A 26,241-nucleotide genomic window follows, 5' to 3' on the forward strand; every position below is an offset into this window, starting at 1 on the left:
CCAACCTTAATCCTCTAAAGATTCTAGGTTATCACGAGACGGCACACACAATTCTCTAAATAGTTTGGACTACAGCTAGGCGGCAAGCAAATGAGACCCTAGGAGCGTAGATAACTACGTGACTAGGGCGATTTTGTGAAGCCAACAACGCTGTAGGTCAAAATATGACGAGAATTTTAGCCTTCGTTGTAAATTTCCAAATCTTCGACTTCACTCTTATCTTTTAACTTCAGCTCGTCGTCTTTTCGCAAGTTTTCCAAATAGTCTAAATAACCTTGGTCAATGTCTTTGGTAACATAAATCCCATCAAATACGGAACATTCAAACTCCGTAATTTCTGGATTTTCTTCACGAACAGCATCAACTAAGTCTGATAAGTCTTGGAAAATTAACCCATCCGCACCAATTAATTTGCGAATTTCATCCACTTCACGACCATGTGCAATCAACTCGTTCGCATTTGGCATATCAATACCATAGACGTTCGGGAAGCGAACCTCAGGCGCCGCAGAGGCGAAATAGACATTCTTTGCACCAGCTTCGCGCGCTAGTTCAACAATTTGCTCTGAGGTTGTGCCCCGAACAATGGAATCGTCAATTAATAACACGTTTTTGTCACGAAACTCAGCTCGGTTGGCATTCAGTTTACGGCGAACAGATTTACGCCGTTCTTGCTGACCTGGCATGATAAACGTACGGCCAACATAACGATTTTTCACAAAACCTTGGCGATACGGTTTATTTAATATATGGGCGATTTCTAACGCAATATCGCAAGACGTTTCTGGAATTGGGATAACGACATCGATATTTAAGTCTTCCCACTCACGCGCAATTTTTGCACCGAGCTTTTGGCCCATACGTAATCTGGCGTTATAGACCGATACTTTGTCGATGAATGAATCTTGGCGAGCAAAATAGACGTATTCAAAAATACATGGCGTCAATTGAGGGTTATCAGAACATTGACGTGTGAATAATTGACCTTTTTCAGTGACATATACCGCTTCGCCAGGTGCCACATCACGTAAAAATTCAAAACCTAATGTATCGAGTGCGACACTTTCAGAAGCGACCATATACTCATGTTCGCCACTCTCTGTAATACGGCGTCCTAACACTAATGGACGAATACCGTGCGGGTCACGAAACGCTAACATACCATGACCAATAATCAGAGCGACACATGCATAAGCACCACGCAGTTTTTTGTGCATCGCAGCCACTGCACTGAAAACGTTATCGGGTTCAAGGGGAAAATGATCAAATCTGTCTAATTCATACGCCAGCACATTGAGTAAAATCTCAGAATCTGAAGTCGTATTAACATGGCGACGTGCCGTTTCAAACAAACTTCGCGTAAGTTCGTGTGCGTTTGTCAGATTACCATTATGAGCAAGTGTGATACCGAATGGTGAATTTACGTAAAAAGGCTGTGCTTCCGAGGCACTGGAGCTGCCTGCTGTTGGATAACGGACATGCCCTAATCCCATACAACCTTGTAACCGAAGCATATGGCGAGTTTCAAACACATCTTTCACAAGGCCATTTGCTTTACGTAAACGAATATTATTTTTGCCATCAATAGTGGCAATACCTGCTGCATCCTGCCCACGGTGCTGAAGCACTGTTAAAGCATCATAAATTGATTGGTTAACTGGTGTAACACCAGCGATCCCGACAATACCGCACATTTGGTCTTTCCTCATCAGCCAGACGGAGAAATGTTCTCCGGTAGGAAACTTGACGCATTTTGCAGGTAGTCAAAAAACCACCTGATAATATGACTGAACTGTGGAATAAACTCTGAACGCTGCCAATCCTCACTTTGAGGAAGCGGTGTAAAGGTATCGAGAAAAAACAGCAAGGCCGATACAATCAACACACCGCGTAGCGCACCGAAGCAAATCCCCAGAACACGATCTGTGCCTGATAACCCAGTTTTTTGCACTAAAGAGCTGATCACATAGTTCACCACCGCGCCCACAATTAATGTGGCAATAAATAAGGCGGCGATTGCAATGCCATTTCGCACCAGTACGTCCTCAAAGCGGGTAAAATAGTCCGCTAAATAAGGGTAAAATGTACTTGCGACAAAAAATGCACAACCCCATGTCACCAGTGATAATGCTTCACGAACAAAACCACGGATCAAACTAACCAGTGCCGAGAAGCCAATAATGGCGATAATTGCGTAATCTATCCAGACCATATCTCATCCAAAATTCGCACTCACGACATCAGCGAAGTGCATTCTAACAGAAAACGAAAACGTTTGCGTAACCATTTTTCTATCAATTTACAAAAAATAACGGCGAAAAGAAAAAATCATAATCGCCGCAGTAAGTTACTAAATCCCCTTACCTTTTAGGGATTATTGATTCTATTTATTAGGGTTTGAATGTTTGAATTATCCCTTTTGTTCCTGTTATCGCGTTAAGTTCAGGAAGCGCGGCTTCTAGCTTCTGCCGTGATGCCTCTGGGCCGACATAAATACGCGTGAGTTTATTGTTCACCGGTCTTGCTGGAACGGTATACACTTGATAACCCGATAACCGCAGCTTCGCGACAATCTCCTCAACCTTGCTGGCATTGTTTAGAGCAATGACTTGAACAACAAATGCTTTGCCTTGCGGCTCAGGTTTAACCTCTGGTTTTGGTTCCGGCTTTGGTTCAGGTTTCGGCTGTGGTTTTGGTTCCGGCTTAGGTTCTGGTTTAGGCTCTGGTTTTATTGGCTCAACTGTCGCAGGGACGTTTGCCGCGACTTGTTCATTTTGCTGCTGGGTAATCGCTTCTGATAACATAGCCTCAGAAGCCCCTTCCGAAGATGCGTTCGCACTATTATGTGCTAACGGTGCAATTGCTTCGATATCTTCTTCATCACCTGGCTTCGGGATAATAGGAATGGCCGCAAATTCACTTTCATTATATTTCTTATCGCCATCAAGAAGTGCAGGAAGGACGATGACCCCTGCTGCAACCAGTACGATGACGCCAGCAAGACGATTTTGAAATTTACTAGCCACCAGCACTATCCTTTTTGGTTTTCTAATAACATCATGACATGAGCGACAGTGTGGAATGACCCACAAACTACAATCACGTCTTGTTCTTGCGCCTCAACACAAGCTTGCTGCCATGCTTTTTCAACACAATCAAACAGATTAGCTTGCTGTACATGCTGGCTCAATTGAGCCACATCAGCCCCTCTAAATTCTGTTAATGGTGCGAGATACCAGTCAGTCACCTGCTGCGATAAACACTCAAGCGTGCCTTTAATGTCTTTATCACCGAGCATCCCAACAACCGCACGAATGCGACGGCCATCAACTGCAGGTAAGCCAGCTAATTTACTGACTAAATACCCCGCTGCATGAGGATTATGTGCCACATCCAAAATCATTAATGGTTTATCACCAATAATTTGGAAACGCCCCGGCAATTGAGCTAATTTTAAACCTTGATAAATGGCAGCATCTGTGACTTTTTTTGCAATATCTGCATCAATTTGCAGTAAACAGCTAATTACACCTAATGCCGTTGCCGCATTCGCCAGTGGCACATTTGGTAATGGAAGATTATGCCACTCACGTTGCGAACTCTGCCAAGACCAACTCGCTGCTTGCTCACTGTATTGCCAGTCAACGCCACGGCGGAATAAATGGGTGCCAATGTTGTCTGCATATTTCCCAATCGACTCTGGCATATCAGGTTCACCCACCACACCATAGCGTCCTGGACGAAAAATACCTGCTTTTTCATGACCGATATGTTCACGATCGGAACCCAGCCAATCCGTGTGGTCCAGAGCAATACTGGTAATCGCAGCGATATCTGCATCCACTACGTTGGTGGCATCTAAACGCCCACCTAAGCCCACTTCTAAGATAACGATATCTAAATGAGCTTGCTTAAATAATTGTAGTGCAGCCAACGTGCCATATTCAAAGTACGTAAGCGAAATATTTTTACGTTGTGCTTCAATAGTCGCGAAAGCTTCGCAGAAATCAGACTCGGAAAGCTCCTGCCCTTGAATACGTACACGTTCAGTGTAGCGCACCAAATGTGGCGAGCTGTAAACCCCCACTTTTAGCCCCGCTGCCATCAAAATTGATTCTAGCGTATGGCAAGTGGTGCCTTTTCCGTTGGTACCTGTGACGGTGATAACGCGAGGAGCAGGTTGCGTCAAGTTCATGTGCCGAGCAACTTGACCGACTCGTTCCAACCCCATGTCAATGTTTTGACTATGCAGGTCAGTGAGATAAGAAAGCCAAGCCTCCAAAGGAGACTTGGCTGTAGGAATGATTAAATTACTCATCATCTTTTTTATGCTTTGCAGAATCCTTTTCTGGTTCTTCGGCACTGATCTCATCAATAGCATTCAGGTCGATTTCTACTGTTTCTGCCACAATGATTGGCGTTTCATTAAAACTTGGCTTATTCGTTAACATCGCCAAAATTTCAGCCAGACGATCACGCATTTCAGGGCGTCGGACGATCATATCAATCGCGCCTTTTTCCAGTAAGAATTCACTACGCTGGAAGCCTTGCGGTAACTTTTCACGCACGGTTTGTTCGATAACACGAGGGCCTGCGAAGCCGATCAGCGCTTTAGGCTCTGCCACGTTGATATCACCCAGCATCGCTAAACTTGCTGAAACACCGCCCATGGTTGGGTCAGTTAGCACTGAAATATACGGTAAACCGCGTTCTTGCATTTTTGCTAAAGCGGCACTGGTTTTCGCCATTTGCATCAACGATAACAACGCTTCTTGCATACGCGCGCCACCACTTGATGAGAAACACACGAGTGGGCAATTATCTTCCAACGCTTGTTCTACCGCACGGACAAAACGCGCTCCGACGACGGAAGCCATTGAACCGCCCATAAAAGAGAATTCAAACGCAGCAGCAACAACAGGCATCCCTTTCAGTGTGCCTTTCATCACCACCATCGCATCTTTTTCACCCGTTTCTTTCTGCGCTGCTGTAATACGGTCTTTATATTTTTTGGAATCCTTAAACTTGAGAATATCTTTTGGCTCAAGTTCGCTACCGAGTTCTGTCGTAGAATTTTCATCAAGGAAAGTTTCTAAGCGCTGACGGGCATGGATACGCATATGGTGGTCACATTTTGGACACACAGATAAATTGCGTTCTAACTCAGCACCGTATAAAACTTGTCCACAGCTATCGCATTTAGTCCAAACCCCTTCAGGGATGTTGGCTTTGTGTGATTGGGTCAAGTTACCTTTCTTTAAAATTTTTTCAATCCAGCTCATTAATGGACCTTTTTGTCTGTTTCACTCTGGTTATCACCAGTATGTAATTTTTTGCCATTAAACCACAATGATATCTCACTGTAGATAAAAACTTTTTAAACCACTTAGTGGTTATCGATTTTTTGCGCTGCCGCACGCTTTTCTTTTGCAGCAATCCGACGATGACGAATAATTTCAATCACCCCCGGCAGAATTGAAACAAAGATAATCGCGACTATCAGTAATTTCAAATTCTTTTGTACGAACGGTAATTCACCGAAGAAATACCCTGCATAAGTAAATAATAATACCCAAATAAATGCGCCCGTCACATTATAAAATGCAAAGTGACGATAAGACATTTTGCCCATTCCTGCAACGAAAGGTGCAAAAGTTCTGACTATCGGCACGAAACGCGCCAGTATAATTGCCTTACCACCGTGTTTTTCATAAAACGCATGGGTTTTATCTAAATAAACACGACGAAAAATCTTTGAATCCGGATTTTTAAATAATCTTTCACCAAAAATACGCCCAATCGTATAGTTTACCGCATCGCCAATAATTGCTGCGGTAATCATTAACGCCACCATTAAATGCACGTTGAGTTCATTACTGTCCAAGGACGAAATAGCGCCCGCAACAAATAATAACGAATCTCCTGGCAAAAATGGTGTGACCACTAACCCTGTTTCGCAAAATAGGATCAGGAACAGAATACCATATACCCACGTGCCATAATCTCTGACCAGTTCAGCGAGGTGCACATCAATATGTAAAATAAAGTCGATAATAAAACTGATAAATTCCATATAATCCTCATTAATAATAGCATCCGTGCTATTTGCTGTAATTATGAGATAAAGTTAACGTCGATTTACATCAGTTCATCTTCGAGAAAAAGAGGCCCCATGACATGACTGGGAAGCGCAAATTTCTCTGGATAATCCACACTGACCAAATAGAGCCCCTCCGCTTTTGCCGTGGCGGCAGCTTTCGTTCGGTCTTTTAATTCAAGAAGATGAGCCATCCAATCAATCTCTTGATTGCCACAACCAATCTCCAACAAACTACCAACAATGTTTCTCACCATATGGTGTACAAACGCATTGGCTTTAATATCCACCACCACATAATTGCCGTGGCGGCTCACATTGACGTGCATAACATTACGCCAAGGTGTTCTAGACTGACACTGGACTGCTCTGAATGACGTGAAATCACGCTCGCCTATCAGTGCTTGCGCCGCTTCGTGCATCCGTTTTTCATCCAGTGGATAATGAAAATGCGTCACACCACTGGATAAGATGGCAGGCCGATAGCGGTGATTAAAAATCACGTAGCGATAACGACGCGCCGTTGCACTAAAACGCGCATGGAACTCATCACCCACAGGTTGGCACCAACGTACCGCAATATCTGGCGGTAAATGCGTGTTAACGCCCATCGTCCAAGCAGCTTCTTTACGCTCAACTGACGTTTCAAAATGCACAACTTGCCCTGTTGCGTGAACACCTGCGTCTGTCCGACCCGCACAAAATACGCCAATCGGTTCAGCAGCGATTTTCGACAAGGCCTCTTCAAGGCAACCTTGCACACTTTTTACTTCTTGCTGGCGTTGCCAACCAAAATACCGACTGCCGTTGTATTCAATACCTAACGCGATACGATGCAACTTTGTTGACTCGGACATCAGTAAAACAGCTCCTGAGCGAGTTTTTCCGCTGTTTCAACTGCCATTAATGCCCCACCGAAACGCACGTTGTCCGCGACTGACCAAAACTGTAAGATTTCGGGAATACCATAGTCATTGCGCACACAGCCAATGCTAAGCAGGTCGTTACCTGATGCATCTGTCACTTGCGTTGGATAATCACCCTCTTCTGAGACCTGAATATCATCAAAACGTTCAAATTCATCGTTCGCTTCTTCGGCGCTAATCGGGCGCAGTGTTTCTAAATGGACAACTTGTGCATTACCATAAAAAACAGGGGATTGGATAAAACTGACTGCAACAGGTAAGCCATCGTCCTGCAACACTTTACGCACCTGTTCAACTAAGCGGCGCTCATGTACGACACTGCCTTCCATATCCGCCAATAGCGGCAGCATATTAAAGGCTAATTGCTTACTAAAACGCCCTTCTTCCGCAGGAATTCCGTTCAATAAACGTGCACTTTGCCCTGCCAGTTCATCTACCGCCGCTTTACCGTAGCTTGAAACTGATAGCATATTGGTTAATGTAATACGGCCTAAACCTGCGGCATCTACTAACGGTTTAATTGCTGTCAATAATTGGCTAACTGCGCTATCTGCTAACGAAATAATATTGCGATTACGGTAATCCGCTAATACTTGCGGATTCACGCCAGGTACAATTAATGGCACATCAGGTTCTTGTGCAAATACACCGCTGGTATCAATCACAATGCAGCCATCTTGTGCCGCGGACTCTGCGTATTGCAGCGTTGCCGCTTCGCCTGCCGCGAAGAAAGCCATTTGTGCTTGTGACCAATCGAAGTCTTTGGCATCGTTGACTTGAATACTTTTACCATTAACACGTACGCTCTCCCCCGCACTGCGTTCACTGGCCAGTAAATACAGCTCGCCGACTGGGAATTCTCTTTCTTGTAACAGTGAAATTATTGCTTCACCCACAGCACCGGTTGCCCCCAATACTGCAATATTCCAACCTTCAGTCATGGCTATTCCTCTAAAAAATAAAAAATTAAATGACCTCAATAATTGAAGTCATTTAATCAGATGTTCATCTTACTGAAATCTATGATTGGTGAATTAAGTTCGCCTTAAAACCGAGCTCGGTGAGTAAAGTGGCTGTTTGCGGGTCATCACAAATCACGCTCAGGGATGACCACTCACGACGTTCTTGGTAATTTTTGCGCAGTTTATCAAATTCACCTTTGATACCAGCAACAGCTCTAAGTGCTGCATCATCACGGCGCACATCATACACTAGATGCACTAACCTTTTGAGCTGGTTTTGCGTTAATTTACCATTAAGAGCTAATTCGCTGATATCAGGTTTTGGTAGTAGCGAAGAGAGGGAAACGTGCGCCGATTTACCGAGAAATTGGCAATAAGCTTCATAAACTTGTGTCGTTCCTCGCGCTTTCCCCTCTAAGGTATAACCTGCAATATGTGGCGTACCGATATCGACTAAATGGAGTAAGTCAGTATTTAAATCAGGTTCTGGCTCCCAAACATCTAGCACAACACTAATTTTTTTTCCTTGTTGAAGTACTGCGAGTAACGCTTGATTATCAACCACTTCACCACGGCTAGCATTGATTAAAATAGTCCCTTCACGCAAGTTCGCTAAGCGGGTTTTGTCCATCAAATGGAAGGTTTGGTCTTCCCCTGCCATATTCAGTGGGGTATGGAAAGTCAGCACATCGGCCTGAGTCAGCAACTCATCAAAAGCCACAAATGGCCCTTCTTCGCCTTTTGCTGCGCGTGGTGGATCGCATAACACGGTTTTCACGCCCCATGCGTTTAAGCGCGTGGCTAAACGGCCACCCACATTACCGACGCCCACGATGCCAACGGTTTTATCCCGTAAATCAAAGTTATCGCGCTGCGCAAGCAGTAATAAAGCGGAAAATACGTATTCCACTACCGCAATCGCATTACAACCCGGCGCAGAAGAAAAACCAATATTGGCGGTGGACAACCATGCCGTGTCCACGTGGTCAAATCCTGCCGTTGCGGTACCGACAAATTTAACCGGCGTCTTATTCAAAAGTGATTCATTGACTTTGGTGATGGAGCGAACCATTAATGCATCTGCATCAATAAGTTCTTGTTCAGGGATCGGACGCCCTGGTACGGCCTTAACGTCACCTAGCTCACTAAACAGTGCCTGAGCGTAAGGCATATTTTCATCAACTAAAATTTTCACGCGGTATGTCCCAATGATTGACAATTTTTCTCTGTATCACAATATTTTGCCACGGTTTAATCTAGATGCCTACGAGAGTTAGCGCTCCAGGCCAAAGTTATCGTCCATCGCAAATTCTTTCACACGGAACCGGTCAGGTGTCACCCCTGAAATTTGTTGGAACATCGCAATAAATGCCGATGCCGAACTATATCCCACATCCAACGCCACTTCATGCACGCTTTTTCCTCTTTCCAAGCCTGCCACCGCATGTAAATAACGTAAGCGTTGCCGCCATTCACTAAACGACATACCGAGCTCTTGTTGGCAGCGCCTTGATAGCGTACGCTCTGAGGTATAAGAACGTTTTGCCCATTGGGCCAGCGTGGTGTTATCTGCGGGGTCGTTTTGCAGTTCTTGCAAAATCGGTGCTAAAAATTTGTCCTTGGTGGCAGGTAAATAAGTGTCTTGGCATGGGGAGAGTGAGAATTGGTCAATCAAAACATGGGCAAGGCGCAAATCTTGTTCTGTTTCGGGTTGAACAACACCCCGCTGGTACATATCCGTCATAATAGATTGAAATATCGTACTTAAACGAACCACGCACGGACGCTGAGCTAATACATCGTTATATTCATGCGAGAAATCCACGATGCGAAATTTGACACTTTCTTTATTAAAGCTAGCATGGGGAATATTCGCGGGGATCCAAATACAAAATTCAGGCGGTGCCAAGTAGTGCTTGCCAGCCACTTCCATTTCCATAATACCGCACACGACATACAGCATCTGCCCAAATGGGTGTGAGTGTGACTTGTACTCAGTGAGTGCAGCGGTTTGTTCGTGGCGAAATGCAATAAGTTCAGGCTCAATTATATTGCATTCACTAATGTGCCAAATATCTAATTTTGAATTTCCCATGATACCTGTCTGAAAAGCGTTATCGATTGTCTGATTATCAGTATATCTAAAAAATCGGTCAGATGTATACTGGATCACATTCGATATGGGAGAATGTTTTAATGAAGAATTTGCTTTTTCCGCTAATTGCGGTTTTATTGTGGTCAATCAATGCCATTGTGAACAAAGCAGCGTCCACTGCCATTGACCCCGCAGCGATTTCCTTTTACCGCTGGGCACTTGCGTTAGTCGTTATGACCCCCTTTGTTCTGCGCTCAGTACTACGCAACCACAAAGTAGTAATGAAACATTGGTGGCAATTGGCCATTTTAGGGGCGCTTGGGATGATGCTATACCAAAGCTTAGCCTATTATGCGGCCCACAGTGTCAGTGCAACATTTATGGGAATAATGAACTCATTAATTCCATTACTAACAGTAATCATCAGTATTTTTGTACTGCGCGTAATCCCAACAGTCGGTATCGTTCTGGGTTCGGCTTTGTCGCTGTTTGGTTTATTGTGGCTAGTCAGTCAAGGCAATCCAGGTACGTTGCTGTCCCACGGGTTAGGCCAAGGCGAGTTAATGATGATTGTTGCCTCTGCAGCTTATGCACTCTATGGTGTGCTGACAAAACGTTGGGCAATTCAGCTCTCTAGCTGGGACTCACTCTATGTGCAAATTTTCTTTGGGGTGATTTTACTGTTACCAAACTTCTTAATGGCCGATGATGTGGCACTGAATAGTCACAATATTGGGTTAGTCATGTTTGCAGGGATTGCCGCCTCCATTATTGCTCCAGCTTTATGGATCCAAGGGGTGATGCGTTTAGGTGCAAACACGACATCTATATTTATGAATCTCGCACCTGTATTCACTGCAATTATCGCTATTTTCGCCTTAGGTGAAGAGCTAAAAAGCTATCATTTAATCGGCGGAGGCGTGGTATTACTGGGTGTGATGCTAGCACAGCAGTTACGTACCCCGCTCACACAGATGTTCCGCCGTGAAAAAAAGGTGGTTCAAAAGGATAGTTGTCAGTAAAATAGAATTACAAAAGCAATAAAGCAATGTCGTCACTCATATGCCCCACATTGTGGGGCTATGTTTGAAAGTCCCTCACAAAAGAATCCTTATATTTCTCTCTCTTTTTTACTTTTTTCATCTCTTTTTTATCAACATTAATGCTTTGTGACATTTTAAAATCACTCAGTTATTCATTATTTTCCTGCCATTGGTAATCTCAAAGCCATCTTATTGCCCATTGTAGACAAAATCCGATTGAATCTTCTCCATAAGCAATTAGACTTAAGCCAAACAAAATACCTCTTTAGTAGTATTAACCGAGAATACACACTAAACACAGGAGCGTGGCAAATAATCTGATAAGCCATGACAAGGAAAAACCATGACTAAACAGTTTAAGATGGGGTTGTTTGTATTGATAATAATTGCTATCGCAGGTGGCATTTATTTTATCAATGCATCAAGCCAATCCAACTCAGCCCAAGCTGGGTATGACTTATATCAACAAGGTGATACTAAAGCCGCTGTTGAGCAATTTCAAAAAAATGCCGATAAAGATCCTCAATCTGCCTATGCCTTAGCCATGATGTATAAAGATGGAATTGGTATTGAGCCTGATGATGAAGCGGCGCAGCGTTATTTGATCAAAGCCGCTGAAGCTAATAATAAGAATGCGCTCTATAACCTAGGTTATTACCGTTATAACCGCGAGATGGATGATACCCCAAACGATAGAAGCGGCCTCGTTTCACTCACAAAAGCGGCTGATTTGGGTGTAATAGAAGCACAAGAGTTAGTGGGCAGTGTGTACATGGAGGATAGATACGACGAAATTCCCCAAGACATCAAGCTGGCGCGCCACTACTTTACATTAGCCGCTGAGCAAGACTCCAAAATATCAAAATTTGCACTGGGTTATATCGCCCATCAATTTGACAAGGACAATAAAAAGGCGGTTGAAATTTTAACGCCGCTGGCTAGCAAAGATTTTCCATTCCCTGCCATGTTACTGGCCACTATTTATGAACAAGGTGGCGATGGCATCGCGCCAAACCCTGCGTTAGCCAAAAAATACGAACGCATGTCATATTCCTCTACGTTCGATTATCTTTCCCAAAGCAATGACAGAGAGCCAGCACCTTTATCATTGTATGGTTCGCAAACTGCTGAAGAAAAACAACAAATTATTGCTAACCTTGAAGAGCGGGCCAGTAAAGGCGAAGAATACGCTATTTACACCTTATATCACAAGTACAGTGTGGGAGAAGACGTCAAACGCAGTGAATTACGTGCTATGGCGTATTTACGCCCTCTAATACAACAAAAGAAACCCAAAGCGCTGTACCTCAGTTACCTTGCTGATAATAAAAAAATTAAAGCGCTCACCGAGGCTGCTGACCAGCAATACCCAGACGCGATGTATGAAGCTTATCGCGCTTATTCAGGTACTACTTTCAATTCAGTTGAACGGAATGAAGCTTTAGCCAATAAATACTTAACCTCAGCGGCGGATTTGGGGCACCAAGAAGCGCTAATTACCATCACCCAACGCGCCATTTCTAACTATGATTTTCCCACTAAAAAACTCAATGAGACCGTGGCAAAGTATCTGCCAGAGTTAATGAAGAAGTACCCAAACTCAGCAAAGGCACAGATCCTTGCTAGCCAAGTGTATGGGACTAAAGGGAGTGTTTTGTATTCCCCAGAAAAGTCTTTTGAGGCGACAGAAAAAGCAAACCGCATTCAGCCGAGTTATGAAACACAAATGCAACTTGCTCGCGGCTATATTAATGGCTTTGGAACAGAAAAAAACCTCGAAAAAGCCACACAAATACTGAAAGATAACTTAGATTCACGGGGCTACCCATCCACCGCAGAACGCATGTTAGTTCATTTATACTATCGTTATGATATTAAAGCATTTGTAGATGAAAAAACGATTGTTGATATCTTAAAAAAAGACGTTATTGAACGCGATAATGACGCATTAGCCCATTATTATGCGGATTATTTACTAAGCCAAGATGCAGAAAACAATAAAAAATTAGCCTTTGAATTGTATGAGAAAGCAAGCAAATACGACTATAACGGTCGTGTCTATTACGCTGCTGCCTTGCTTAAATATCAACCCACTGAAACCAATACTATCGCCAATATACTTGTCGATTTATTAGACTCACCTCGAGCCAGATCCGAGTTAACCCCCGAGGAGCTCGCCATCGCCTATGATGTTTTATTTAAAACAGGCTTAAACCGCAGTGATACGAAGGCCTTACTGGTTAGCTTAGCGGTCAATGAGAAAAATACCGAAGCACAAAAATTAATTGAGCCACTGATTGGTACAGACGCAGATATCACTTATCAGTATGGTATTACACAACTTACAAACTTAAAAAATGTCAGTGTCCTAACGAATGACGAGCTAAAGCCTTATTATGACACTATTTTAAAAGCCGCAGATTTAGGCAGTACATCCGCGATTTTATATATTGCACAAAACCTTGATGGCGTAAGTTACATCAATGGTAAAGCCTATTATAAAGACCGCTTCCAAGCCATCTCTGGGTTAACGCCTAATGACCTCGTGCCGCAGTATAAGCGCTGTGCAGCATTAGGTAGCAACCGCTGTTTATATGAGTTGGGTGAAATTTACCAAAAAGGCAATTATGGGGAAGATGCTAACTATGATCTCGCTATGGAATATTACAACAAAATATCCGACCCTGATTTCAGCTTTTTAAAATCACGCAAAAGAGAAATTGAAAAAGCGAGAGCCTCGTTTATTACCATTCAGGCGAATGCAAAAAACAATGACTCTGATGCTATTCGCACCCTCGCCAATGCCTATAAATTCGGTAACTATGGGCAAAAAGTCGACAAGCAAAAATGGCAAGAATACCTAGAGAAAAGCGCCAAGCTGAATAATGAAACAGCACTTGAAGAGTTAATTGATTATTATAATGAAAATGAAGAACTTCAACGTGCCAACAAAAGCAAAATTATTGGTTATTACGACCAACTAGCTGCCCTTGGTAGCAAAAACTATACCCGTGAACTGGCACACCAATATTTAAATGGCAGCCAATTAGTTGATGTTGATCGTCAAAAAGCCCGAGAATACTACCTAAAAGCAGGGAGTTGGGGTAATCAATACATCAAGTATATGGATGACTTTGATATTGGCATGAAAACGCTAAATGAAAGTGCTGTTGCGAAATACAACGTGGGCCGTGCCTATTTGTACGGTAATGGTGTGAAAGAAAACCGCCAGCAAGCCATGAAATACTTGAAAATGGCCAGTGACGACAATAACGATAACGCAATAATCCTCTATAGTGAAATGCTGTATATGGGTGAACTCTCAGCAGATAAGAAAACGTTAGTTGTTGAACCTAATTGGGATGAAGCCATTGTTTATCTGAGGAAACATTCCAACCCAAACCGTGTTGAAGAATACACAAAACTGTATGACACCACTGTGGTAGCTGCACAAAATGGGGATGCAGCAGCGGCTGAAAAATTAGGGGATTGGTATAAATCCCGCGGTCGCGCCTCTGCCGCACAGCTTTGGTACAAAAAGGCTATTGCTGGCGGTAACCTCGCCGTTTATCCATCACTGGATAAAGTGACAGAAAATAGCCAAGCCAAACGCCAAAACTACCTTGATGGCACCGCGAAAGGCGATCTGTTCTCTAAGGTGCAACTTGCTGGCGATTACTTGTACGATAGCAGCATCACCTTCGAGTCTGACGAATACAACGCTGCGATCCAATACTTGCAAGAAGGGATGAAATCGACTGATAACGAACTTTCAAAACAAGCGTTTAATTCCTTAGCGAACCTATACCAAAACGGTATTCGCAGTGAAAAGAATGATCTAAACCGCAGTAAAGATGATAAAAAGTACTTTTCTTTACTTGAAAGTGAAGCTCAAAACCGCCCTGATGCTCTCAAGCGTTTGTATTCCTACTACGCCAGTAGTGATCCACAAAAAGCCTTAGAATATCTGGAACAAGCCTATAAAAAAGGTGATATGGGCGCAATCAAAATGCTCTATGAAATTAACTCCCCTGGGCGCTACTGTTCCAATAGCCGTAATACGGACATGGATAAGGCAAGTGCCTACCTAAAAGAGTGGTTAGAAAAAGGCAAGTTCGACAAAAACACCGATAGAACCTTTATTCAAGAACCTGAAGATTTGTCTCACGCCATGGGTGACCTCTACCTTAAGGGGGAATGTGATGTTGAACAGGATCTTGATAAAGCCATTGAATGGTTTGAAATTTCTTTGAAATACCATGATAAATACGCACTTGGTAGCCTTTATGATGCCTATGTTCGTAAAAATGATGTAAAACACGCGTATTACATCGCTTTAAAATTGGAAAAAGACACTGACAATATTGAGTTGATGAATAAACTGTCAGCGGAAGATAGGCAAGAAATAGATAAACGCTTTAAAGAAGAGCAAGACTTCCAAAAATATGGCCGTTTTACGAAGGAAATTGAAGCTAAGCGTGTTAAAGCAGAAGCAGGCGACAAAATGGCCGCGTTCTCCTTAGGGATCAACTATGCCCGAGGTGAAATGGTTCCTGAAGATACGCAAAAAATGATTTACTATTATGAGCTTGCAGGGAAAAATGGTTACCCTAGAGCCTACAATATTCTTGGCAATCTCTATCGCAAAGACAATGAGCGCGGAATTGCAAAGGACTTTGCCAAAGCCCTGTATTACTTTGATTTAGGCGCCCAGCAAAATGACAGTAACACTGCGCACCTAGCGGGAGATATGCTGTATTTTGGGCAAGGTATGCCAAAAGATTACGACCGAGCAGCCAAATACTACGATATGACCAATTTAGAGCAAGGTGCCCACCATGCCATGGCAAAATACAAACTTGCCTATATGTACTATAACGGCTGGGTTGGTAGCAAAAGTAAAGAAGATCTACAAAAAGCCCACGACTACCTTGAATTAGGGGCTAAATACCAAGACAAAGACTCCATTAATGCCTTAAAGAAATGGGATTTTAGTGCACTGAAAAAATAGATGATAAAAGCAAGGGCGCTCAATCAATAGCGCCCTTATTTTTTAACGAGTTGGCGCATGACTCGCTGTAAAAGCAATACGTACAAGCAACCCACCCAATAATTCACTTTTAAGCAATTGCGGTTCAGAATCGTGGTAACTGGCGATATCCTTTACCAGTGCCAAGCCAAGCCCTGCTCCCTCTTTACCCAATGCATTATTTAACCGCGTAAACGCCTCCATAGAACGGCTAATTTTCGCATCAGGGATACCAGGGCCTGAATCCTCAACTTCTAAAACAAGCTTCTGAGTGCTTTCATCATTCACTACACGCACCGTCACCACACCGCCTTCAGGGGTATATTTAATCGCATTATCAATTAAATTGGCGCACATCTCGGCTAGCAAAATAGGTTCGCCTTTAATCCAAGCGGTATCAAGACCTTCATAGCCTAAGTCAATTCGCTGACTTTCTGCTTGGCCGAGTCGGGTAAAACATGCCTGATGAACAATCTCCACTAAGTTAATCGCCCTGTATTGGCTAACGGCCGATTTTTCATGCGCTTTTAAGCGGGACAGTTGCAAAAGCCTATCTGTCAGTACAATGGTGCTATCCAATGTTTGATTAATCGCTTGTAAACTTTGTTGCCGTTGACTTTCATCACCGCTATTAATGGCAACAGACACCTGTGTTTTTAACACCGTCAGTGGGGTTTTTAACTGATGAGAAGCATCTGCACTAAAGCGTTCTTGCCGCCTAACCATGCGTTTTAACCGTGAAATATAGCGGTTGAGCGCCTCAATTAATGGTGATAAATCAGACCATGGCAATAAATCAGGTAATGGCGTCAAATCATTTGCTGAACGCCCTAACATCAAATTTGATAGTTTCTTTAAGGGTGTCAACAGCTTACTTAATAAGATATAGGCAAGTAACAGAGTTAAAAACACCACTGTTCCTTGGCTCATTAATGCCGATATTAATAATTGATTAGCTAAGTCTTGCCGTGAATAGACCGTTTCTGCCACGCGAATTTCCACCATTCCCGTGATCCCACCTTCATTAATAGGCTGAAAAAATGTCGCAATCCGAATAGGTAAACCTTTATATTCAGCATCATAGAAATAAACCAATGCAGTATAATGCTGAGAACGCATCCAATAAGGGGGAATGGGAGGTAGGTCATCATAACCCGAAATAGTTTCACCATCGGGGGAAATCACTTGGTAAAAAATTCTGTCGTTATTGTTCAATTCAAAACTGTCGAGAACAACATAAGGTACACTCACCGATAGATGATTATCAATGACTTGTAATCTTTCCGCAACCGTTCTTGCTGAAGCCAAAAGCGTGCGATCGTAGGCCAAATTCGCGGCATATTTCGCACTATAATAGTGGGTATAAACTGAAAAACTACCCAATAAAATGAGCGGGATACCGAAAAAGAGCAGCAACTGATGAAAGAGAGAGCGTGGATGAGAGACTAATTTCATACACTACACTGCTCTAGTCGGTATCCCAATCCGCGTAACGTATTGATATTAACATCTGAACCCGCTAATTTTTTTCTCACGCGGTGCACATATAATTCAATACTTTGTAAATTGGCTTCATCTGACAACGAAAAAACCTGCTCAAATAGTTGTGTTTTTGAAACAGGACGCCCTCGTCGATGGAATAAAGTGTTTAACACCGCATATTCCCTTGGCGTAAGCCCTAATGGCTCTTGACGCAATAAAAAATAACCTTCCTCGTGGTAACACAACGAACCAAAACGCTGAGGTTCATTAACCTGCCCTTGGCTGCGCCTTAAAAGTGCACGAATTCGCGCTTCTAGCTCAGCGATATCAAACGGTTTGGTGAGGTAATCATCCGCCCCTGCATTCAATCCCTGCACGCGATCTGCCACATCAGAGTTTGCCGTTAACAGTAAAACTGGCGTTTCTTGGTGACGTTTGCGCATTTGCGCCAAGACTTCAAGCCCACTCATTCGTGGGAGTGATACATCCAGAACAACTAAAGTATAATTTTCTGTCTGTAACAGCTGATCCGCAATCGCACCATCAGGCGCAACATCCACAGCAAAACCTGACGATGTTAAAGCCTTTTGTAACCACAACGACAATTCATCATGATCTTCAACCAATAAAATTCTCATACGCACACTCATTATTATTACTTATCAGTATACGTTGGCATTCTCCACCATGAATGAAAAGCAGTTGTCATCATTTTTACTGTATTCATCACAACTATAACGTTGCAATTAAGTGAATAACGTCAAATTAACATTAAATTAACATAACAAAGAAGCAAAAAGATAAAACAATCTGATATATATCACATAAAAATAATATTATTTGTTAATGAAAGGTAAATGAAAGCTTCCTCGGCCAATCATGAGCTCGCAAACACAATAAGAAATCTACAAGTTGTTCCTCTAATTATTGGCTTAGTAAGGAAATAAAGAATGAAAAAGTTCACATTAAACACCTTAGCAACAGCAATATTTTTAGTTGGTATGAACTCAGCAGCCGCACTCCCAGAACGGACTGAATGTATCGCCCCTGCTAAACCAGGGGGTGGGTTTGATTTAACTTGTAAGCTCGTCCAAGTTTCCATGTTGGAAACCAAAGAAATTGAAAAACCGATGCGAGTGACCTACATGCCTGGCGGAATTGGTGCGGTTGCCTACAATGCCATCGTGGCACAGCGCCCTGCTGAACCAGGTACGATTGTCGCTTTTTCTGGCGGTTCGTTACTCAATCTCGCTCAAGGTAAATTTGGTCGCTATAACGAAAATGATGTTCGTTGGCTTGCCAGTGTGGGCAGCGATTACGGCATGATAGCCGTTCGTGCTGACTCCCCGTATAAATCCCTAAAGGATTTAATGGATACCTTTAAAAAAGACCCCAATAGCATTGTCTTTGGTGCAGGCGGCTCTATTGGAAGCCAAGACTGGATGAAAACTGCGTTACTCGCTAAAGCCATTGATATTGACCCGCGAAAAATGCGCTATGTCGCCTTTGAAGGCGGTGGGGAAACCTTAACCGCATTATTAGGTAACCATATTCAAGTGTTATCGGGGGATATCAGCGAAATGACCCCGTATATCAATGAAGGAAAAATTCGCATTCTTGCCGTGTATGCAGACAAACGTCTTGGTGACGGTTTAGCGGATATTCCAACCGCAAAAGAACAAGGCTATGACATTGTTTGGCCGATTATTCGCGGGTTCTATATGGGGCCAAAAGTTTCCGATGCAGATTACAACCAATGGGTTGAAGCATTCCAAAAACTGCAACAAACCGACGAATTCAAAAAGCAACGCGAACTGCGCGGGTTATTTGAATACAACTTAACGGGGCAAGAACTCGATAGCTATGTGAAAAAAGAAATCGAGCAATATCGTGAGCAAGCCCGTGCATTTGGTTTAGCCAAATAACGGAGCCGACGATGAGCCAACGCATATTTGCCCTAGTTTGGCTGATATTGTGTGTCATCGGAATTTATATTGGCTGGGGGATCCAAAGTGAGTTTTCTTATGAACCATTGGGCCCCCGCCCATTTCCGGTTGCCATACTCTCCTTAATGGCGATTTGTGCGCTTGCCTTGCTGTTTGGTAAGCAAGAAGCCGTTGAGTGGCCGAAACCTTATGTACTGCGCCGCCTTGCTCTATTAATTTTATCCTTAGTGATTTATGCATGGGCGTTTGAGTGGCTTGGTTTTCCAATCGCCACCAGTTTATTGACCATCAGTGTCGCGCTGTTATTTGGCGCAACCCCCATCGCTGCCGTGATTTCGGGGCCTATTCTTGGCATTTTTCTCTTCTATGCCTTTGATAAGCTGTTGGATGTGACTCTGCCCATTGGCAGCCTACTGAGTTAAGGAGCGACAACATGGAAACTTGGATGTATCTATCGCAAGGTTTTGAGGTTGCCCTTGTTCCTCAAAATATCTTGATTGCCTTGATAGGCTGCTTTATTGGTACCGTAGTAGGTATGTTACCTGGTTTAGGCCCCATTAATGGCGTGGCGATTTTGCTGCCACTGGCCTTTGCCTTGAAGCTCCCTGCCGAGTCTGCACTGATCTTGCTCGCCACCGTTTATTTAGGTTGTGAATATGGCGGGCGAATCTCCTCTATTTTACTGAATGTACCTGGTGATGCCGCCGCGATAATGACCACGTTAGATGGTTACCCGATGGCAAAACAAGGTCGCGGTGGCGTGGCACTGTCGATTTCCGCTGTCAGTTCCTTTATTGGTTCAACCATTGCCATCGTCGGTATCATTTTGTTCGCCCCACTACTTGCCCAGTGGTCACTCGCCTTTGGGCCAGCCGAATACTTTGCATTGATGGTATTTGCCATCGCCTGCCTAGGTAGCATGATGAGCCAAAACCCAATTAAATCGCTACTTGCTGCGCTAATTGGTTTGTCTCTTGCCACTGTTGGGGTAGATGCCAACTCTGGGGAATACCGTTTTACATTTGATAGCGTGCATTTATCGGATGGCGTGCAATTTATCGTTGTCGTGATTGGCTTGTTTTCTGTCAGTGAAATTCTATTGATGTTAGAAAGCACGGCGACTGGGCAAGGCCTAATTCGTAAAACAGGCCGAATGTTGTTTAACCGTAAAGAAGCCAAAGCCTGTGCTGGCCCTGCCCTGCGCTCGTCATTTATTGGTTTCTTCGTTGGGGTATTACCTGGCGCTGGTGCCACGATTGCCAGTGCCATCACTTACATGACTGAGAAAAAAATCAGTGGTGAAAAAGGTGACTTTGGTAATGGAGATGTGCGAGGAGTTGCCGCACCGGAGGCTGCCAATAACGCTTCTGCGTGTGGTTCGTTCATTCCGATGTTAACCCTTGGGGTACCAGGTTCAGGGACAACCGCCGTCATGATGGGCGCATTAACCCTGTATAACATCACACCGGGGCCTGGCATGTTCACTGAACAACCTGACATCGTCTGGGGGTTGATTGCCGCCCTACTGATTGCCAACGTTGTACTGCTAATTATGAATATTCCGTTAATTGGCTTATTCACCCGTATGTTAACTGTGCCCTTGTGGTTTTTAGTTCCTGCCATCGCTTGTGTTTCTGCGGTGGGTGTTTATGCGGTTCACAGCACCACATTTGACTTACTGTTGATGATGGGGCTTGGGGTATTTGGCTTTATTTTGCGGAAAATGAACTTCCCCCTTTCCCCGCTGATTTTAGGCTTTGTACTCGGTGAAATGTTGGAGCAAAACCTGCGCCGTTCGTTATCTATCAGCAATGGTAATTTCGATATCCTCTGGAGCAGTACCATTTCACAAAGCTTATTAATCCTTGCGGTGTTAGTCCTCGTACTGCCACCAATAATTAAACGAATTCGTAAACGTAAACAGCCACACGCTCTCTCTTAGCTCGCCCTGCGAGTACCTTCTCTGTAAAACTTTGCCCCAGGTTGCTTTCGGGGCATTTTTTTACTTATCAATTGACAGGAAGCTTTGTGTAACTCAGTAATATCACATTTCTATCATGTGTGCCTTCACCATAATAGACGTATTTTGACGCTGGTATTGGCATGGATAATGGTTCTTTTTGATGTTTAATCAACAACGGAAACCGCTTATTGTTGTTAGATACGCATTTAATTTTTGTAATGAACAGGCTTTTAATGCTGTTTATTAAAGCACTACCTAAAATCTTTAAGTCATTTTTCCAAATTTTGCATCGAGTGAAATCCATATTAGCCCCTTGGTTAACTTTATTTACGCGAATATTATTGCATTCACTCAATAATAATAATGTCATAAAGTGAGGTTTTATTATTCGAATCATTAGCTGTAAATGTTTAATCAGACAAAGACGATTGGCGAAATAACATGCATCAATTAGCTTATAAACTCCATTCATCAAAATAATAAGCCTTATGTTTGATAGATTATTTTTTGTTCTATTTAATATCAAGCCCAAACCGTTAGCGCATATTCGCACTGTTGAGGTGTACGATGAAACTTACGTGATCCACAGCCAAAATCCCGTTATCATCACTGAAAAAGACAGTGGTTATATTCAAATAAAATCATTTGGAAAAATGTTTATTTATTGCGGGAAAATGCTGCATGTCAGCGTGAGAAAAAATACCAGTTCAGTGACTATTGGCTGGGCAAAAGGGAAGAGCCAAATTTTTGAAGTACGCAAGAATGTGAAAGATACAGCTAAACAAACCAACTCCAGCCATTCAAACTCAAGTTATGTTCCTCCTTATTATGACCATTCATCCAATGATGATAACCACCGTACAAGTAGCAGTTTTTGTTCGAATGATAATTCAAGCTCAGACTGTTCTTCATCAGATTCTGGCGGAGGAGATGGGGGTGGCGGTGATTAATGAAAAAATGGCAGAAAATCATACTGCCATTTATTTTGTTTCCCCTAAAAATCAAACCTTAATTTGATTCTATTATCTGGCATGATGATGACCAACTAAAGAAAAACTCATCTACATTCCTTGTCTTAATAATAAACATGAGCAGTATTTATAGCCCACCAAACAAAGAGCGTTTTTCAAAAAAAGAGGCGGCAATATATTGTTTTATAAAATAAAAAAGCGAGATCCAAAGACCTCGCTTATCAATAATTCACTTGGATGAACGATATAAATTACGCTTTATATTTGCTCATCACTAATGTGGCGTTAGTTCCACCAAAACCGAAGCTATTTGACATTACTGTATTCAACGCTTGTTCTGTTGGCTTAGTGACAATATTCAAGCCTGCCGCTTTTTCATCTAAGTTTTCAACGTTAATACTTGGCGCAATAAAGCCGTGCTCTAACATTAACAAGCTATAAATTGCTTCGTGTACACCCGCTGCACCCAGTGAGTGACCGCTCATGGCTTTCGTTGCAGAGATAGCAGGAGAGTGTTCGCCAAACACTTCTTGGATAGCTTCTAATTCTTTAGTATCACCGACTGGCGTTGAAGTACCGTGAGTATTGATATAATCAATTTTATCAATACCTTGCATTGCCATTTGCATACAACGGACTGCGCCTTCACCCGATGGAGCAACCATGTCAGCACCGTCAGATGTTGCACCATAGCCCACGATTTCAGCGTAAATATGCGCACCACGCGCTAATGCATGCTCTAACTCTTCAACAACAACAATACCACCGCCACCTGCGATAACGAAACCATCACGGTCTTTATCATAAGTTCTTGAGGCTTTATCTGGGGTTTCATTGTACTTGGTAGACAATGCACCCATTGCGTCAAACTCACAGGTCATTTCCCAGCTCAGCTCTTCGCCACCACCTGCAAAAATAACATCCTGTTTGCCCAATTGAATTAATTCAACGGCATGGCCGATACAGTGCGCAGATGTAGAACAAGCAGAGCTGATTGAATAGTTTACACCCTTAATTTTAAACGGTGTTGCTAAGCAAGCAGAAATACCCGATGCCATTGCACGGGTTACCATATAGGGACCCACGCCGCGTAAACCTTTAGCACGCATACCGTCGGAACCTGCAACTTGGTTGCGTGGAGAACCACCACCAGAGCCGACAACAATACCTGTGCGTAAATTCGAAACTTGTTCTTCAGTTAAACCTGAATCCGCAATCGCCTGTTCCATAGACAAGTAAGCATACGCGGAGCAATCACTCATAAAACGATACATTTTACGGTCAATCAGGTCTTTAGGATCTAAATTTTTGACATTACCCCAGACATGGCTACGTAGCCCTGCCTCTTTGAATTCTTCTGAGAAAGTGATCCCGGAACGACCTTCCTTCAGAGAAGCCAGTACTTCTTCCTGGTTATTACCAAGGCTGGAAACAATACCTAGACCAGTGATGACTGCACGCTTCATTCGTTACCTCATGTCTATAATTATATGATTGCGGGATTACAGGGTGTCACTTTAGCTTACACTTGTACGCTGAACAAGTCCGATCAGGGTAAATTTTTGTATTTTTTTCTCTAATGGAGTAATAACACTTTTTTATGACAGTAGCCTTACATCGCTATCAGCGTTAAAATTTAGCCATTATTTAGTGATCATAGGCTTTATTGTGAAAAAGAGCACAGTACAAACCGCACGCCTTAGCTGGAATGATGAAGGCACTCCCATGTCTGAGCAATTTGCAGATATCTATTTCTCTAACCAAAATGGGTTAGAAGAGTCCCGCCATGTTTTTTTACAAGGAAATCATTTTCCTGAGCGTTTCAAGACACATTCTGATGAAACCTGTGTAATTGCAGAGACAGGATTTGGTACTGGTTTGAATTTTCTCGTTTTATGGCAGTCTTTTATACAGTTCAAAGCGCAAAACCCACAATCAGCTCTCAAGCGACTGCATTTCATTAGCTTTGAGCAATTTCCCCTGACAAAAACAGACTTAATTGCCGCGCATCGCTGTTGGCCTGAGCTTTCAGCATTATCATCAGCATTATGTGAAAACTGGCCACCAGCATTAGCAGGTAATCAAAGAATTATTTTGGAAAATGGCAATATCACATTAGATTTGTGGTTTGGTGATGTTAATGAGCAAATATCTCTTCTTAAAGACAATTTAAACAATAAGATAGATGCTTGGTTTCTTGATGGTTTTGCACCGTCTAAAAACCCACAAATGTGGAGCGAACACTTGTTCGCTACAATGGCAAAACTTGCACGAAAAGACGCGACCTTTGCCACATTTACCGTAGCCGGTTTTGTTAAGCGAGGATTACAACAAGCTGGGTTTACACTGAAAAAAGTCAAAGGATTTGGGCAAAAACGAGAAATGCTAACTGGGGTATTAGCCGAAAACAATCACCAACACACCGCACCTTGGAGCAAAAGATACCCCGCAGATAACCCAAATGATGTTGCTATTATTGGAGGGGGGCTTGCCAGCTTAACAGCAGCGTACTCACTCATGAGACGTGGTGCCAAGGTCTCATTGTATTGCCAAGACACTGACGTTGCCCAAAATGCTTCGGGTAATCGCCAAGGGGCTATTTACCCGCTACTCACGGGTGTAAATGACCCGCTCGAACGTTTTTTTGTGAGTGCTTTCCCCTTTGCCAAACGCTTTTATCATCAGCTTGAAACTATGGGCATTCCCTTTGATGGTCAGTGGTGCGGTGTTACTCAATTGGCCTATAACGAAAAAGTTGCCCATAAAATTGCAGGTATGTTAGGCAGCAATTGGCCTGAAGATTTTGCTGTGGGTAAAACCCATCAGCAGCTTAATGATATTTGTGGTGTTGATGTCAATCACGATGGTATTCATTATCCATCAGGTGGCTGGTTATGTCCTGCTGAGCTCTGTGAAGGGCTATATTGCTACTTGAAAAATAGTGGCGTTCAATTTTATTTTAATCATAACGTCACGGCATTAGAACAAGCCAATAATCTCTGGAAATTACAAATAAGCACTTCTGAAAAAAAAGAGCTAACACGTGTACACTCTACCGTCATTATTGCTAATGGTCATAAACTACGCCAATATTCACAAACCGTTAATTTACCCATTAACCCTGTCCGGGGGCAAGTTAGCCATATTCCAACGACCCCTACCTTACAAAAACTTAAAAATGTGTTGTGTTTTGAAGGTTATTTAACCCCCGCGGACAATACCGGAAAACAACATTGCTTAGGTGCCAGTTATCAACGGGGTCACCTTGATTTAGATTATAACGAAGAAGAGCAGCAAGCTAACCGCCAAAAGCTCATTGATAACTTACCTGATGTTTCATGGCCTCATGAGATTGATATTTCACACCAACAATCACGCCAAGGTATTCGTTGCGTTATACGTGACCATTTTCCACTTTTGGGAAATGTGCCACATTATGACCAACATTTAGCGGCTTATCATGATTTGCAGACAAGAATTGCCAATAATCAGCCAATTGATGATGCCCCTGTTTACCAAAACTTGTATATTTTTGGTGCCTTAGGCTCAAGGGGACTCTCGACCGCCCCATTGTGTGCAGAAATTCTTGCCTCGCAGATTTTTGGCCAACCTTTACCATTGGATGATGAAACCTTGGCTGAATTAAACCCTAACCGCTTTTGGGTGAGGAAATTACGGTTAGGTCGCCCTGTAAAAATACCGTACTAACAATCAACTGGCAGCATCA

At 43.1% G+C, this 26,241-nt stretch carries 20 protein-coding genes; 7 read left to right on the forward strand and 13 right to left on the reverse strand.

Annotation, left to right across the window (positions count from 1 at the left end):
• Window positions 1-176: 176 nt before the first annotated feature.
• From purF to KDJ85_RS06445, 10 genes are all read right to left on the reverse strand, one after another.
• Window positions 177-1,694 (reverse strand): amidophosphoribosyltransferase, encoded by a 1,518-nt coding sequence (gene purF, locus KDJ85_RS06400; protein WP_206082373.1) that lies wholly within the window; start codon window positions 1,692-1,694, stop codon window positions 177-179.
• A gap of 14 nt (window positions 1,695-1,708) precedes the next feature.
• Window positions 1,709-2,212: a colicin V production protein gene (gene cvpA, locus KDJ85_RS06405; RefSeq protein WP_206082374.1), complete on the reverse strand. Its 504-nt coding sequence runs from the start codon at window positions 2,210-2,212 to the stop codon at window positions 1,709-1,711.
• Window positions 2,213-2,390: 178 nt separating this feature from the next.
• Window positions 2,391-3,026, reverse strand: a complete 636-nt coding sequence (dedD, locus tag KDJ85_RS06410) for a cell division protein DedD (RefSeq protein ID WP_225818932.1) — start codon at window positions 3,024-3,026, stop codon at window positions 2,391-2,393.
• Window positions 3,027-3,031: 5 nt separating this feature from the next.
• Window positions 3,032-4,321: a bifunctional tetrahydrofolate synthase/dihydrofolate synthase gene (folC, locus tag KDJ85_RS06415; protein WP_225818933.1), complete on the reverse strand. Its 1,290-nt coding sequence runs from the start codon at window positions 4,319-4,321 to the stop codon at window positions 3,032-3,034.
• Window positions 4,311-5,282: an acetyl-CoA carboxylase, carboxyltransferase subunit beta gene (gene accD, locus KDJ85_RS06420; RefSeq protein WP_206082377.1), complete on the reverse strand. Its 972-nt coding sequence runs from the start codon at window positions 5,280-5,282 to the stop codon at window positions 4,311-4,313. Before accD ends, folC begins: the two co-directional genes overlap by 11 nt.
• Before the next feature lie 104 nt (window positions 5,283-5,386).
• Window positions 5,387-6,073 carry a DedA family protein gene (locus KDJ85_RS06425; RefSeq protein WP_225818934.1) on the reverse strand — a complete coding sequence of 229 codons (687 nt, stop codon included), beginning with the start codon at window positions 6,071-6,073 and terminating at the stop codon, window positions 5,387-5,389.
• 65 nt (window positions 6,074-6,138) lie between these two features.
• Window positions 6,139-6,954 carry a tRNA pseudouridine(38-40) synthase TruA gene (gene truA / locus KDJ85_RS06430; RefSeq protein ID WP_225818935.1) on the reverse strand — a complete coding sequence of 272 codons (816 nt, stop codon included), beginning with the start codon at window positions 6,952-6,954 and terminating at the stop codon, window positions 6,139-6,141.
• Window positions 6,954-7,964, reverse strand: a complete 1,011-nt coding sequence (locus KDJ85_RS06435) for an aspartate-semialdehyde dehydrogenase (protein ID WP_225818936.1) — start codon at window positions 7,962-7,964, stop codon at window positions 6,954-6,956. The genes truA and KDJ85_RS06435 overlap by 1 nt, the downstream gene beginning before the upstream one ends.
• Window positions 7,965-8,043: 79 nt before the next feature.
• Window positions 8,044-9,180 carry a 4-phosphoerythronate dehydrogenase PdxB gene (gene pdxB, locus KDJ85_RS06440; RefSeq protein ID WP_225818937.1) on the reverse strand — a complete coding sequence of 379 codons (1,137 nt, stop codon included), beginning with the start codon at window positions 9,178-9,180 and terminating at the stop codon, window positions 8,044-8,046.
• Between the two features lie 78 nt (window positions 9,181-9,258).
• Window positions 9,259-10,080: a helix-turn-helix transcriptional regulator gene (locus KDJ85_RS06445; RefSeq protein ID WP_225818938.1), complete on the reverse strand. Its 822-nt coding sequence runs from the start codon at window positions 10,078-10,080 to the stop codon at window positions 9,259-9,261.
• A gap of 101 nt (window positions 10,081-10,181) precedes the next feature.
• Here KDJ85_RS06445 and KDJ85_RS06450 point away from each other — a divergent pair, with 101 nt between their 5' ends.
• Both KDJ85_RS06450 and KDJ85_RS06455 read left to right on the forward strand, forming a co-directional pair.
• The gene (locus tag KDJ85_RS06450; protein WP_225818939.1) at window positions 10,182-11,102 is read left to right on the forward strand and encodes a DMT family transporter; all 921 of its coding nucleotides are present in this window, start codon (window positions 10,182-10,184) and stop codon (window positions 11,100-11,102) included.
• 364 nt (window positions 11,103-11,466) lie between these two features.
• Window positions 11,467-16,134 (forward strand): sel1 repeat family protein, encoded by a 4,668-nt coding sequence (locus KDJ85_RS06455; RefSeq protein WP_225818940.1) that lies wholly within the window; start codon window positions 11,467-11,469, stop codon window positions 16,132-16,134.
• A 42-nt stretch (window positions 16,135-16,176) separates the two neighbouring features.
• On the opposite strand, the gene KDJ85_RS06460 is transcribed toward KDJ85_RS06455, so the two are convergent.
• Both KDJ85_RS06460 and tctD read right to left on the reverse strand, forming a co-directional pair.
• Window positions 16,177-17,607, reverse strand: coding sequence for a sensor histidine kinase (locus tag KDJ85_RS06460; RefSeq protein WP_225818941.1), 1,431 nt, complete (start codon window positions 17,605-17,607; stop codon window positions 16,177-16,179).
• Window positions 17,604-18,272 (reverse strand): transcriptional regulator TctD, encoded by a 669-nt coding sequence (gene tctD / locus KDJ85_RS06465; protein ID WP_206082386.1) that lies wholly within the window; start codon window positions 18,270-18,272, stop codon window positions 17,604-17,606. The genes KDJ85_RS06460 and tctD overlap by 4 nt, the downstream gene beginning before the upstream one ends.
• Window positions 18,273-18,584: 312 nt before the next feature.
• Here tctD and KDJ85_RS06470 point away from each other — a divergent pair, with 312 nt between their 5' ends.
• The 4 genes from KDJ85_RS06470 to KDJ85_RS06485 all read left to right on the forward strand — a co-directional run bounded on the left by KDJ85_RS06470 (window position 18,585) and on the right by KDJ85_RS06485 (window position 22,493).
• The gene (locus KDJ85_RS06470) at window positions 18,585-19,559 is read left to right on the forward strand and encodes a Bug family tripartite tricarboxylate transporter substrate binding protein (RefSeq protein ID WP_206082387.1); all 975 of its coding nucleotides are present in this window, start codon (window positions 18,585-18,587) and stop codon (window positions 19,557-19,559) included.
• Window positions 19,560-19,570: 11 nt separating this feature from the next.
• Window positions 19,571-20,002: a tripartite tricarboxylate transporter TctB family protein gene (locus tag KDJ85_RS06475; RefSeq protein ID WP_206082388.1), complete on the forward strand. Its 432-nt coding sequence runs from the start codon at window positions 19,571-19,573 to the stop codon at window positions 20,000-20,002.
• 11 nt (window positions 20,003-20,013) lie between these two features.
• Window positions 20,014-21,522 carry a tripartite tricarboxylate transporter permease gene (locus KDJ85_RS06480; protein ID WP_225818942.1) on the forward strand — a complete coding sequence of 503 codons (1,509 nt, stop codon included), beginning with the start codon at window positions 20,014-20,016 and terminating at the stop codon, window positions 21,520-21,522.
• Window positions 21,523-22,031: 509 nt separating this feature from the next.
• A complete protein-coding gene (locus KDJ85_RS06485) occupies window positions 22,032-22,493 on the forward strand; it encodes a hypothetical protein (RefSeq protein ID WP_225818943.1) in 462 nt (153 codons plus the stop codon).
• A 272-nt stretch (window positions 22,494-22,765) separates the two neighbouring features.
• On the opposite strand, the gene fabB is transcribed toward KDJ85_RS06485, so the two are convergent.
• The gene (gene fabB, locus KDJ85_RS06490; protein ID WP_225818944.1) at window positions 22,766-23,980 is read right to left on the reverse strand and encodes a beta-ketoacyl-ACP synthase I; all 1,215 of its coding nucleotides are present in this window, start codon (window positions 23,978-23,980) and stop codon (window positions 22,766-22,768) included.
• A 202-nt stretch (window positions 23,981-24,182) separates the two neighbouring features.
• Between fabB and mnmC the strand changes: the two genes are divergently transcribed.
• A complete protein-coding gene (gene mnmC / locus KDJ85_RS06495; RefSeq protein WP_225818945.1) occupies window positions 24,183-26,222 on the forward strand; it encodes a bifunctional tRNA (5-methylaminomethyl-2-thiouridine)(34)-methyltransferase MnmC2/FAD-dependent 5-carboxymethylaminomethyl-2-thiouridine(34) oxidoreductase MnmC1 in 2,040 nt (679 codons plus the stop codon).
• The last annotated feature ends 19 nt before the right edge of the window (window positions 26,223-26,241 follow it).

It is taken from the genome of Providencia vermicola, assembly GCF_020381325.1.
GTDB lineage: Bacteria > Pseudomonadota > Gammaproteobacteria > Enterobacterales > Enterobacteriaceae > Providencia > Providencia vermicola.

Coding starts and splice junctions, on each gene's coding strand:
- folC (WP_225818933.1), bottom strand. CDS start 4,321: ATGATGAGTAATTTAATCATTCCTACAGCCAAGTCTCCTTTGGAGGCT.
- purF (WP_206082373.1), bottom strand. CDS start 1,694: ATGTGCGGTATTGTCGGGATCGCTGGTGTTACACCAGTTAACCAATCA.
- truA (WP_225818935.1), bottom strand. CDS start 6,954: ATGTCCGAGTCAACAAAGTTGCATCGTATCGCGTTAGGTATTGAATAC.
- KDJ85_RS06480 (WP_225818942.1), top strand. CDS start 20,014: ATGGAAACTTGGATGTATCTATCGCAAGGTTTTGAGGTTGCCCTTGTT.
- accD (WP_206082377.1), bottom strand. CDS start 5,282: ATGAGCTGGATTGAAAAAATTTTAAAGAAAGGTAACTTGACCCAATCA.
- tctD (WP_206082386.1), bottom strand. CDS start 18,272: ATGAGAATTTTATTGGTTGAAGATCATGATGAATTGTCGTTGTGGTTA.
- KDJ85_RS06435 (WP_225818936.1), bottom strand. CDS start 7,964: ATGACTGAAGGTTGGAATATTGCAGTATTGGGGGCAACCGGTGCTGTG.
- KDJ85_RS06470 (WP_206082387.1), top strand. CDS start 18,585: ATGAAAAAGTTCACATTAAACACCTTAGCAACAGCAATATTTTTAGTT.
- cvpA (WP_206082374.1), bottom strand. CDS start 2,212: ATGGTCTGGATAGATTACGCAATTATCGCCATTATTGGCTTCTCGGCA.
- KDJ85_RS06460 (WP_225818941.1), bottom strand. CDS start 17,607: ATGAAATTAGTCTCTCATCCACGCTCTCTCTTTCATCAGTTGCTGCTC.
- KDJ85_RS06425 (WP_225818934.1), bottom strand. CDS start 6,073: ATGGAATTTATCAGTTTTATTATCGACTTTATTTTACATATTGATGTG.
- KDJ85_RS06475 (WP_206082388.1), top strand. CDS start 19,571: ATGAGCCAACGCATATTTGCCCTAGTTTGGCTGATATTGTGTGTCATC.
- KDJ85_RS06445 (WP_225818938.1), bottom strand. CDS start 10,080: ATGGGAAATTCAAAATTAGATATTTGGCACATTAGTGAATGCAATATA.
- KDJ85_RS06450 (WP_225818939.1), top strand. CDS start 10,182: ATGAAGAATTTGCTTTTTCCGCTAATTGCGGTTTTATTGTGGTCAATC.
- KDJ85_RS06485 (WP_225818943.1), top strand. CDS start 22,032: ATGTTTGATAGATTATTTTTTGTTCTATTTAATATCAAGCCCAAACCG.
- fabB (WP_225818944.1), bottom strand. CDS start 23,980: ATGAAGCGTGCAGTCATCACTGGTCTAGGTATTGTTTCCAGCCTTGGT.
- KDJ85_RS06455 (WP_225818940.1), top strand. CDS start 11,467: ATGACTAAACAGTTTAAGATGGGGTTGTTTGTATTGATAATAATTGCT.